The sequence below is a fragment of the Marinomonas vulgaris genome, from assembly GCF_018145875.1.
GTDB classification, from domain to species: Bacteria; Pseudomonadota; Gammaproteobacteria; order Pseudomonadales; family Marinomonadaceae; genus Marinomonas; species Marinomonas vulgaris.
The window spans coordinates 19,474-30,149 of record NZ_JAGSSV010000029.1 but is presented as its reverse complement, the minus strand read 5'-3'; the positions used below and the strand labels follow the sequence as shown (position 1 = coordinate 30,149).

The following is a 10,676-nucleotide window of genomic DNA, read 5'->3' as shown; positions in this document are numbered from 1 at the left end:
GACAGCAGCTCAGAAAATTTAAGCCCTAGCGCCTCTTGGGTACTTCCACCCCCATCGCCAACGGCCATTTTCCAAGTGGCTGAAAAAGCATTGGCCGATAACACCAAACCCGCGGCGAGAGACATTGCTGTGATAAGCGTTTTTTTAGACATGATTATCCTAACCTATTTTATATTTTTTATGGTTTTGAATCGCCGCCCACCCATGCTTAATAACAGCATGCTACTCAGTGAAGCGGCGCGAGGGTAATTTCTGTATATATTGATTTTCGTTTTTAACGTTTTTTGCCTGTGCCCAGGGCGTCACGAACAATGGCTTTCGCCAATAAATCCGACGCGTCGTACACCGGCAGCGAAGTTGTCAGCTGATCGCCAATCACCGATAACTCGGTGCAGGCTACCACCAAACATTGCGCTCCTTGGGCCGCCAGATTGTCCGCGGCGTGATTGTACTGTTCGATCTGTTGCATGGTGTGCTTGTTGGCTTTCACCGCTTTGATCAGTTCCATCACCTGCTGCTGTAACGCCGGTTCTGGATACAAGATATCGGTATTGTGCTGGGCGAACCAAGGCTCGTACAAATGGATCATTTGCAACGCTGACGACGCCAATAAACCCACTTTGGTTAAGTCGGGTTGTTGACGTTTTGCATGCCCAGCGGTTAACTCGATCAAATTGATGACAGGAACATCCACCGAGGCGGCCACATCAGGGTAATAATGGTGCGCCGTGTTACATGGAATCACCAAAAAGTCCGCCCCTTGTTTTACCAATCCTTGCGCCATGCTGATCATGCAGGGCGCAGGACTTTCACCGTGGCCTTCGATAAGCGCTTTGATGCGCGACGGGACTTTTGGGTTGTTGTCCACCAGCACACGAATATGATCCACATCGTCCGCCGCCGGCGTTTCATCGATAATACGCTGCATTAAATCAACGGTGGCTTCTGGGCCCATGCCGCCAATAATACCAACGACTTTTTCGTGCGCAGACGTTTCAGCACTCATGCTCGGCATTCCTCCACTACGTCAATAATGATTTGCGCCACGAGAGCACAGTCTTCTTCGCTGAAGGTCAGCGGAATGCGCATATCCAACAAGGTCGACAGAATTTTCTCGGTTTTGGGCAATTGAGGGAGATCATCGATGTATTTCCAGCTGTCGTAACGGCTGGTGTAATCTTTCGGCACCGAATCACCAAACCATTTCAACATCACACCGCGTTCAATACAGAGCTTCACGACCTTGGCCAACTGTTCTTGGCTAAAGGCCGGCAAAGAAAACTGAATCGAGCTACCCACGTAATCTTCTTCCGGTGGCCTTACTGGAATGTAAATATCGCAGCCACTGCGTAGACTTTTTTCAACCAAACGATAGCGCTGATTCCAACGATCGCATTGGGTGTCTAGATCGGCCACTTGCGGACGCAAAATAGCGGCACGCAAATTGTCCATTCGACCGCTGTAATTCGGGGTGTCATAACGAACTTGATCAAACGCCTCTTTGGGTGGCGCAGCGCAATGCTTGTCATACAACATGTAGGAACCGGAATACATGATCGCTTTTGCTATCACATCGGGGTGACGTGTGGTTAAAAAGCCACCTTCACCCGAGTTGATGTGCTTATAGGTTTGTGCGCTAAAACACGCAATATCTCCAAAGGTGCCGCTTTTCTGACCCTTCCAACTGGCGCCCATGGTATGCGCGCAATCTTCAATGAGGAATAAACCGTATTGCTCACAAATCGCCATCACTCGGTCCATGTCGGCCAAATGACCACGCATGTGTGACAACATGAAAAACTTTGCCCCAGACGATTTGGCTTTGGCTTCCAAGTCGTCTAAGTCGATGCAAAAATCGTTTGCCACGTCGACCAACACCGGCACCGCGCCGCTGTTGTGAATCGCTCCAGGTACAGGAGCTAGGGTGAAAGCGTTGCACAGTACTTTGTCACCCGTTTGAACACCGGCGGCGCGCATGGCCACGTGCAAAGCATAACCGCATGACGAACACGCCAAGCAGTAAGGCACGCCTTGGTATTCAGCGAAGGCCAATTCAAGCAAATCGGTTTCGCTTTTTTCGCCCGGTAAGGTGTTGTATCTGTGTAAACGACCAGAACGCATGACCTCAATCGCGGCGGCGATCCCCGCTTCGGGGATCGTCTCCTGTTGAGTAAAAGGTTTGTTGAATGTCTTCACGTTAAACTCCTCAGTCGTAACGCTTCTGATCGTAGACCGTAAAGTCCCATTCCTTTTCTGGGAAGAACTTACGCAAGCGCCAATCACAGGCACGCGCATGACCTTCCATGCCTTCGGTTCGAGAAATACGTGATCCCGCCGCACTGAACGCAATGTTCGCTTCTTCGTCCAATTCTTGGTACGTAAGTACCTTCATGAACTTCTGCACATTCAAACCACCACTGTAACGAGCGGCTTTTTTGGTTGGCAAAATATGGTTGGTACCAGAACATTTGTCACCCTGAGACACCGTACTGCCTTCGCCCAAAAACAAAGAACCGTAGTTGTTCAGGTTCTCTTTCCACCACTCCAAGTCTTGCGCCAAAATTTGTAAATGCTCACAAGCGTATTCGTCGCTCACGCGAACCAATTCGTCACGGTCATCACACAAAATCACCAAACCGTGGTCGCGCCATGCGGCTTCACACACATCGGCATTAGGCATGTCGGCAATCACATGAGGCATGATTTCGAGCACTTTTTCACCCAGCTCACGGTTGTCGGTAAACAACCAAACCGGTGAGTTAGTGCCATGCTCTGCTTGCGATACAAGGTCGACCGCGATGGTCATAGGGTCGGCGGTTTTGTCGGCAATAATCGCCGATTCCGTTGGGCCTGCAAACACATCAATGCCTACAGAACCGAACAACATACGCTTGGCTTCGGCCACGTAAGCGTTACCTGGTCCTACCAAGATGTCGGCAGGACGACCCGTAAACAAACCGTGCGCCATGGTGGCGATCGCGTGAACGCCACCCATTTCCAAAATCACATCCGCGCCTGCCACGTGCATGGCGTAAATAACCGCTGGATTGATGCTATCGCCACGCGGTGGTGAACAAGCGACGATGAAAGGTACGCCAGCGGCTTTCGCGGTAGCAACACTCATTAACGCCGACGCCGCGTGAGCATAACGACCACCCGGTACGTAACAACCGGCACATTGCACCGGCAACACGCGCTGACCTAAACGAACACCTGGCTCAGTTTCGATTTCAAAGGAAACCAAGCTGTCACGCTGCGCTTCGGCAAAACGTTTGATTTGGCGATGAGCAAAGTCGATATCGTCTTTGACGCTTTGTGGTACACCAGCAATAATGGTGTCGCGTTTTTCATCGCTTAAGATGAAGTCGCCTTGCCAGTTATCAAACTGAAGGGCAAAGGCACGAACAGCCTCTTCCCCTTCCGTTTGAATTCGTTGCAACATACCTTTTACCGCGGCTTGAATCTTTTCGTCTTCATCAGCAATGACGGAGTCAGCGACCGCGTTTTTTAAAAATTCCATGAAATACCTCTAATTATTCTGCGTATAGGGCTTTAACACGTAACAAGTCTATAAAAAATGGTTTACACGTAATCGTCGAAATCAAACGCTTCACGGTATCCGTAAAGAGCTTGGCTGCCGCCTGTGTGTAGGAAAACGATGTTGTCATCTTTGCTGAAATGACCTTTACGAATAAGGTCGATTAGGCCAGCGGCGCCTTTTGCAGAATACACAGGGTCCAACAAGATAGACTCATACTGAGCGAACAATTTGATGGCTTCGATGCCACTCTCTGTTGGAATGCCGTAGCCTTCGCCCACGTAATCGCAGTTTGCTACCACGTCTTCACGTTTTACCACACCAGGAATGTTCAAATGCTCAGCGGTTTTTTCGGCCAAACGGAACACGTTGCCTTCTTGTGTGTCGCGAGGAACACGAACGCCAATGCCCAACACAGGAATTTGGCTGTTTGTCGCAGCAAGACCCGTTACCAAGCCCGCTTGTGTACCCGCGCTGCCGGTTGCGTGAACCACGTGGTCAATTTTAAGACCCATGTCGTTCGCTTGAGTCAGCAATTCAATCGCCGCATTAACGTAACCTAATGCACCAATTGGGTTAGAGCCACCACCAGGAATAATGTAAGGTTTTTTGCCCACGGCGCGTAACTTTTCAGCCACTTCTTCCATCGCCGCGTTCATGTCGGTGCCGCCCGGGTATTGGCTAAGTTCAGCGCCGAAAAGCTGATCCATTAAAACGTTACCGTTGTAGTTGTAGTCTACGTTTTTGCTGCCGGTACGATCTTCTAGCAGGATGTGACAATCCATGCCCATTTTTGTCGCGATCGCCGCCGTTTGGCGAGCGTGGTTAGATTGCGTCGCACCTTGGGTGATAATAGTGTCTGCGCCTTTTTCGATCGCATCGCCCATTAGGAATTCAAGTTTGCGTGTTTTGTTACCGCCGCCTGCAAGGCCGGTGCAGTCGTCACGTTTGATCCACAATGTTGGACCGCCCAATAATTCGCTCAAGCGAGTCATTGGCTCAAGAGGGGTGGCAAGGTGCGCGAAGTTCAAACGAGGATAACGAGAAAGATGCATGTATTACTCCAATAACGTGATTAATGACTTTATTTTTAGGTTGGCAGGTCAATCTGCCTGATCAGTGCTTCACATTAGAGGCATACGAATACGGTGGCCAATGCCATTTTACTCTTTACCGATTACTTTTCGGCATAAGGCCTAATTAACAAACAATTTATGAAGGGGGCAGTTATGCATTATCCGTGTACTGAGTCAGTAAATATTGCCAGAATCGTGCAGACACAGCGGAGGGTTTGCCTTTAAGACGATAAATATTGATATTCAAATCAATCGACTGTAATGGCTCAGGTAAAATCGCCATGGTGTGTTCATCCAGCTCTTTTTTCACCAATGACTGTGGTAACCATGCAACACCATACCCTTTTATCACCAGTGCTTTTAGCCCTTCAGCTAAGGCGTTTTCACACACCTTTTGCATTGTCAGGCCACTTTTTGGGTTTGGCGAACACACAGGGGCGATCAAACGCCCTAAAAAAGAATCTTTAGGATAAGTCACTAATCGTAATGAGGACTGATTGGTGCTGTAGATGGGCTCACCGTGTGCAGAGACGGCGGTGACAGGGACAATACGGTCAGTGGCGACTTTGAGGCATTCCACATCGTCGCGATCAAGTTGTTTCAAAATTTCGGGCGATGAAAAACACAGCAAAAAATCCCCTGTGCCCGCCAAAAAAGATTCTAACGAATCGTGCAGATTATCGGTGTTCACGCGAATCAGGGTATCGCCCATCATGGGTTCAATCTGTTCCAACCAATCGGGCATAAAAGACACCGCCAGCGAATGCTGGGACATCACCACAATTTCCGCCTGGTCGTTCACCAAACAGGTTAACTGGTTGCGCGACGCATAAATCTGATTTTTGAGGCTCTCAGCTTGTTCTAAAAATGCCTTGCCCGCATCGGTTAAGCTGGTCGGGTATTGCGCCCTATCTACCAAGCTCACACCCAACCAGTTTTCCAATGAGCGAATGCGTCGGCTAAACGCCGGTTGCGTCACAAACCGAGCTTCGGCGGCCTTAGAAAAGCTGCCGTGTTTCGCCAACGCGAGATAATCTTCCAACCATTTGAGTTCCACGAGCTGTCCTTTATCGTTGTTATTTTGTTCTTAAGGGGGTATGCAAAAAAGTAACCGCCATAAGATAAAACAGTTTGACTCAGGACAACAACACCAAACTAGACGATCACCTTCTTTTTACGTTTGGAAAACTTCACCGCAGAATAAATCGAGAAAGCTGTTAACACCAAAAAGAACAAAGCAATGGGTCGGTCGTACAAGAAAGACCAAGAGTTCTCATACATCAACAGAGATTTTCGTAGATTGGTTTCCGCCATGGGGCCAAGAATCATGGCGATCAAGATCGGCGATAAGGGTACGCGAAACTTGATTAACACAAACCCCAGCAAGCCAAAAAACACCGCCACGCCAATATCAAACATGGAATTATTGATCGAGTAAGCGCCAATGATCGACAAGAACATAATAATAGGAATCATCAAGATGCGCGGAATTTCGATGATTTTGCAGAAAAAACGGATGCCAATTAAGCCCACAATCAACATGACAATGTTCGCCACCAACATGGAACTAAAAATGTTGTACACCACTTCTGGATTGTGAGTGAACAGCAAAGGCCCTGGGGTTAACCCTTGAATCACCAAGGCCCCTAATAACACGGCGGTCACCGCATCGCCTGGCACACCTAGAGTCAACAAAGGCACGAGGGCACCGCCGGTTACGCCGTTATTACCGGCTTCTGCCGCACTCAAACCTTTAATAGAGCCCTTGCCAAATTCTTCTGGATTTTTAGACGCACGCTTGGCTTCGTTGTAACAAACGAACGACGAAATATCCGCGCCGGCACCCGGTACGCTGCCAATCACAGTGCCCAACACACCGCTTTTAATGGCCGTTGGAGCGATGTCTTTTAAATCTTTTCGACTGAGCATTTTTAGGCTGAAATTACGCAACGCCTGCTTCTTTTCACTGACAATACTTTCTAGTTGCGTCAGGGCTTCAGACAAGGCGAACAAGCCAATCAATACCGGAATGATGCTGATGCCGCTGTACAAATCCATAATGCCAAAGGTAAAGCGCGGCACACTGGTAATGGGATCTAGCCCTACGGTGGACACCAACAAACCTATGGTGCCCGCCAGTAACCCTTTCAATAAATTGCTGCCCGAAATACTGCAAATAATCGTTAACCCAAATAACGCCAAAGCGAAGTATTCTGGCGCATTAAAGCGCAGGGCAAAGTTCGCTAGAATCGGCGCAAACATGATCAACAAAACCGTGCTTATAAAACCACCGCTGAACGACGAAATGGCCGAAATACTCAAAGCCCGTGCCGCTTGGCCATTTTTGGTCAGAGTATAGCCATCCAGCACACTGGCCGCCGACGCCGGCGTCCCCGGTGTATTGAGCAAAATGGCCGCAATCGAGCCACCATAAATGCCGCCGATGTATACGCCAATCAACATCACTAAGGCCGCGGTGGAATCCATACCAAAAGTAAAGGGCAACAAGATCGCCACGCCCATGGTGGCGGTCAATCCTGGCATGGCACCTAGAGTAATACCGCCCACCACACCAAAAATAAGAATCGGTAAAATATCAAAACTCAGAGCCGTTAATAGCCCATTAAACAGATGATCAATCATAAAACAGCCCTGCAAACAGCCCTTCGGGGAGAGCTACATAAAACACATTGGCGAAGACGTAATAAATCACCAGAGTAAAAACAATCGCAATCAGGTAGTAATAACGCTTGGTGGTTTTGAAGAACACCAAATAGAGGAAAAACGCCAACAAGGTCGCGGCAAGATAACCCAAAAAGTAAATCGCCGTGGCGTAGCCAATGATGAAAACCGCACCAAAAATTGAATATTTATTAAACAAAGGCGCACTATCTTGCTGCGGATCTTTATGGAAAATTTCGCCCAAAATAATACAAACACAAATGATAATTTGAATCACGGCAATGGCCGTGGGAAAGAATTTAGAGCCAACGCTGGCGTCCTGAAAGCTCGGCACAGCAAACTGGCTAATGAAATACAAGGCGACCAAGCTGATCACAATAATCACACTTGGCAAGATGATGTTTTTAACGTTCATGTCGGTAACCTTTTTAAAAAACGCACCCCAAGCACAATTTTTCGTACTTGGGGTGCGCTTCATGACCATCAGTTAATTAACGCTCCTAGGTTCTTCACGTCATTTTTCACAAACTCGGTGAAGGCTTTCGCGTCCAAGTTGTGAATGGTCATTGCACCATTTTCCATGAATTGCTTAAAGTCTGGCGATGCCATGGCTTTATCAAACGCCGCACCCAAGGTTTCCACTACTTCGTCAGGGGTGTTTTTTGGCACGCCAATGCCGCGCCATGTGCCGGTAACCACGTCAAACCCTTGTTCTTTTAAGGTTGGGGTTTGTGGCAAGTAAGCAATACGCTCTTCCGACATCACACCAAGGGCTTTTAGCTGACCGGATTTGATTTGCGAAATCGCTTCGCCCGGCGTCACCATGGTCACGTCTGTGTGGTTGCCCAACACCGCGGGAATGGCTTCCGATGCACCGTTGTACGGGATCGCATTCAGCTTGATATTTTGGCTTTTTTCCAACGCCATGAGGTAGAAATTTGGCTTGGCTGTGGAAGCAAATTTCAGCGCACCGTCTTTCTTTTTCGCCGCGGCAACCAGATCGGCTATGTTTTGGTACGGGCTGTCTTGGCTGACCAATACCACCGCTGGGTCTAGGTTGACCATGCGAATCAGTTTGAAATCGTCTGCGGTGTGTTGCATCAAGCCCATTTGTGGCAAAGACGCAATCTCACGAGTCACTACGGTTAGCGTGTAACCGTCTGGGCGTTGTCCGGCACCAAAGCTCATGCCAACCGCGCCAGCGCCGCCGGTGCGATTCATCACTATGATGTTTTGATCCAACACGTCTTTTGTGGCGTTTGCCAACGCACGACCAACGGAATCGGTACCACCGCCGGGGCTAAAAGGCACCACCATGCGAATGTTTTTAGAAGGGTAATCGGCCGCTGAAACACTGGCGATAAATGTAAGAGCCGCTGCCGCTAGCGTGGTTTTTATGATTTTTTTCATACTCTATTACCTTTTATTTTATTGTTGTTTTTAGCGTACTCAGCGTGTTGCACCTACCGTTCCCATACAACACGCTTTATTTTTTCTGCTCTAAGTGTCTTTTATGGGCACATTTGTCCGCCGTTCACGTCTAATATCTGCCCTGTGATGTAGCCACTGCAAGCGTGAGACGCAAAGAACATGAAACTCGGTGCCAATTCGTTACCAGTGCCAAAACGCTTCATCGGAATACTGTTGGCAATATTGGCTTTTAGTTCACTGGGTTTATCTTCGTGAAACGCCGTGTCTATAGTGCCGGGCGACACAATGTTGAAACGGATATTGTCTTTGGTGAACTCTTTCACCCAGTTACGGTGAATATCGTGTAACCAAGCTTTAGACGCTGCGTAAATCCCCGCGCCCACGCCACCGCCTTCACGGGCTGCAATGGAACCTGTGCTGATCACACAACTGGTTTCGCCCGATTGTGCGGCTGACTCACGCAACAAAGGGATCGAATACTTGGTCATCATCAAAGCAGAGCGCGCGTTTAAATCCATCACACGATCGTAAAACGCATCGTCGATGTTTTCCAATCCATCGCGTCCACCCAAACCACCCGCGTTGTTGACTAACACATCCATGCCACCAAAATGAGCGACAAATTCGTCAACTAATTTTTTACATTCAGCAGATTGATTCAAATCCGCCGCAAAATACATCACATCGCCAGCTAAGCCGTCAAATTCAGACAACACAGCGCCAATGGCGGAACTTGGCTGACGTCCGTTAATGCCAACGTGGGCGCCTTGTGCGGCAAACGCTTTAGCGGCCGCCAAACCAATTCCGGCGGTGGATCCGGTTATAAGAATCTTCTTACCTTTTAAATCACTGAACATAGGTTTTCCTCGGTACATAGTATTTTTATTTGTTATACAATATTACAATAATATAAAATGGCGATAATGCAATAGTGGGGAACAGAAAAAAATGCTATAAAAACCCATTAGATTATTTAAATTCTTAATACGTCACACAGGATCTTTTTCAGACTCATGAACGATAAAATCACGACTAACTATGGTGTTAAACGCGGTCTGCATGTGCAAATTGCCAGCGACATTGCGCGTAAAATTTTGTCAGGAGAGCACGATGAAGGAGACATATTACCTTCCGAAATGGTGTTGTGTGAGCAGTTTGGTGTGAGCCGAACGGTATTAAGAGAAGCGGTAAAACTGCTGACGTCTAAGGGTTTGGTGCACTCGCGCCCTAAAATTGGTATTCGTGTGGTGGGACGAGAAAACTGGAATTTTCTTGATCCACAAATGCTCGAATGGATGTCTGAAGTGAGCGATCACACGGCGATTTCATTGCAATTTTTGGCACTGCGCCGCGCCATTGAACCGGAAGCTTGCTTTATCGCCGCACAAAACGCCTCTGACGAACAAAGAGCGCAACTGGCCAGCACGTTTCAAGCCATGTGCGATGCCGCCAACCGCGAACCCTTCGATCAACAAGAATGGTCGAATGTGGATCAGCAGTTCCATCAAACGATTTTTTCCGCCACGGGCAACCCTTTCTACATCGCCTTTGGTAACTTATTGAATTCCATGTTCAAAAGCTTCATCAAACACTCCTCAAGCCAAGGCGATACCTGCTTAAAAGAGCATCGATGCATTTACGAATCCATCATGGAAAAAGACGCCGTCAAAGCCAAAGCCTGCTCGATTGAGCACTTAAAAGAACACAAACATCGCCTTCCCGATCCACTGCCCGGCGCAACGGCCGAGCAAGACCACAGCGCGGCTTAATCAATAACAGCAACGTCTCGGAAAAATAGCGCATAGATTATGTAAAACGTGAGCAAATGCTGCTTTTTTAACAGCCTTTGCTTTCTTTTTGGAGAGTGTTAGACAAAACACACTAATAAAAACAGGCAACGTAGATCGATGCCTGTTGTGTAACTCATGGATTAGGTTCTAATGAAGAAA

10 protein-coding genes are annotated in these 10,676 nt (G+C 48.2%); 1 reads left to right on the top strand and 9 read right to left on the bottom strand.

Annotated elements, in window-relative coordinates; all coding sequences use genetic code 11:
- Positions 1 to 274: 274 nt before the first annotated feature.
- From cuyB to J9B83_RS14445, 9 genes are all read right to left on the bottom strand, one after another.
- Positions 275 to 1,006, bottom strand: a complete 732-nt coding sequence (cuyB, locus tag J9B83_RS14485; RefSeq protein WP_211537536.1) for a cysteate racemase — start codon at positions 1,004 to 1,006, stop codon at positions 275 to 277.
- The gene (locus J9B83_RS14480) at positions 1,003 to 2,196 is read right to left on the bottom strand and encodes a DegT/DnrJ/EryC1/StrS family aminotransferase (protein ID WP_211537535.1); all 1,194 of its coding nucleotides are present in this window, start codon (positions 2,194 to 2,196) and stop codon (positions 1,003 to 1,005) included. The genes cuyB and J9B83_RS14480 overlap by 4 nt, the downstream gene beginning before the upstream one ends.
- Positions 2,197 to 2,206: 10 nt before the next feature.
- Positions 2,207 to 3,520, bottom strand: a complete 1,314-nt coding sequence (gene hisD / locus J9B83_RS14475; RefSeq protein ID WP_211537534.1) for a histidinol dehydrogenase — start codon at positions 3,518 to 3,520, stop codon at positions 2,207 to 2,209.
- Positions 3,521 to 3,582: 62 nt separating this feature from the next.
- Positions 3,583 to 4,593 (bottom strand): D-cysteate sulfo-lyase, encoded by a 1,011-nt coding sequence (gene cuyA / locus J9B83_RS14470; protein WP_211537533.1) that lies wholly within the window; start codon positions 4,591 to 4,593, stop codon positions 3,583 to 3,585.
- 172 nt (positions 4,594 to 4,765) lie between these two features.
- Positions 4,766 to 5,671 (bottom strand): LysR substrate-binding domain-containing protein, encoded by a 906-nt coding sequence (locus J9B83_RS14465; protein ID WP_211537532.1) that lies wholly within the window; start codon positions 5,669 to 5,671, stop codon positions 4,766 to 4,768.
- Positions 5,672 to 5,769: 98 nt separating this feature from the next.
- Complete coding sequence (locus tag J9B83_RS14460) at positions 5,770 to 7,257, bottom strand: tripartite tricarboxylate transporter permease (protein WP_211537531.1); 1,488 nt, start codon at positions 7,255 to 7,257, stop codon at positions 5,770 to 5,772.
- Positions 7,250 to 7,711, bottom strand: coding sequence for a tripartite tricarboxylate transporter TctB family protein (locus tag J9B83_RS14455; RefSeq protein WP_211537530.1), 462 nt, complete (start codon positions 7,709 to 7,711; stop codon positions 7,250 to 7,252). Before J9B83_RS14455 ends, J9B83_RS14460 begins: the two co-directional genes overlap by 8 nt.
- A 68-nt stretch (positions 7,712 to 7,779) precedes the next feature.
- Positions 7,780 to 8,706: a tripartite tricarboxylate transporter substrate binding protein gene (locus J9B83_RS14450; protein ID WP_211537529.1), complete on the bottom strand. Its 927-nt coding sequence runs from the start codon at positions 8,704 to 8,706 to the stop codon at positions 7,780 to 7,782.
- Positions 8,707 to 8,807: 101 nt separating this feature from the next.
- Complete coding sequence (locus tag J9B83_RS14445) at positions 8,808 to 9,584, bottom strand: SDR family NAD(P)-dependent oxidoreductase (RefSeq protein ID WP_211537528.1); 777 nt, start codon at positions 9,582 to 9,584, stop codon at positions 8,808 to 8,810.
- A 156-nt stretch (positions 9,585 to 9,740) separates the two neighbouring features.
- On the opposite strand from J9B83_RS14445, the gene J9B83_RS14440 reads away from it, so the two are divergent.
- On the top strand, positions 9,741 to 10,496 hold the full coding sequence (locus J9B83_RS14440; protein WP_211537527.1) for a FadR/GntR family transcriptional regulator: 756 nt from the start codon (positions 9,741 to 9,743) through the stop codon (positions 10,494 to 10,496).
- Positions 10,497 to 10,676 lie beyond the last annotated feature (180 nt).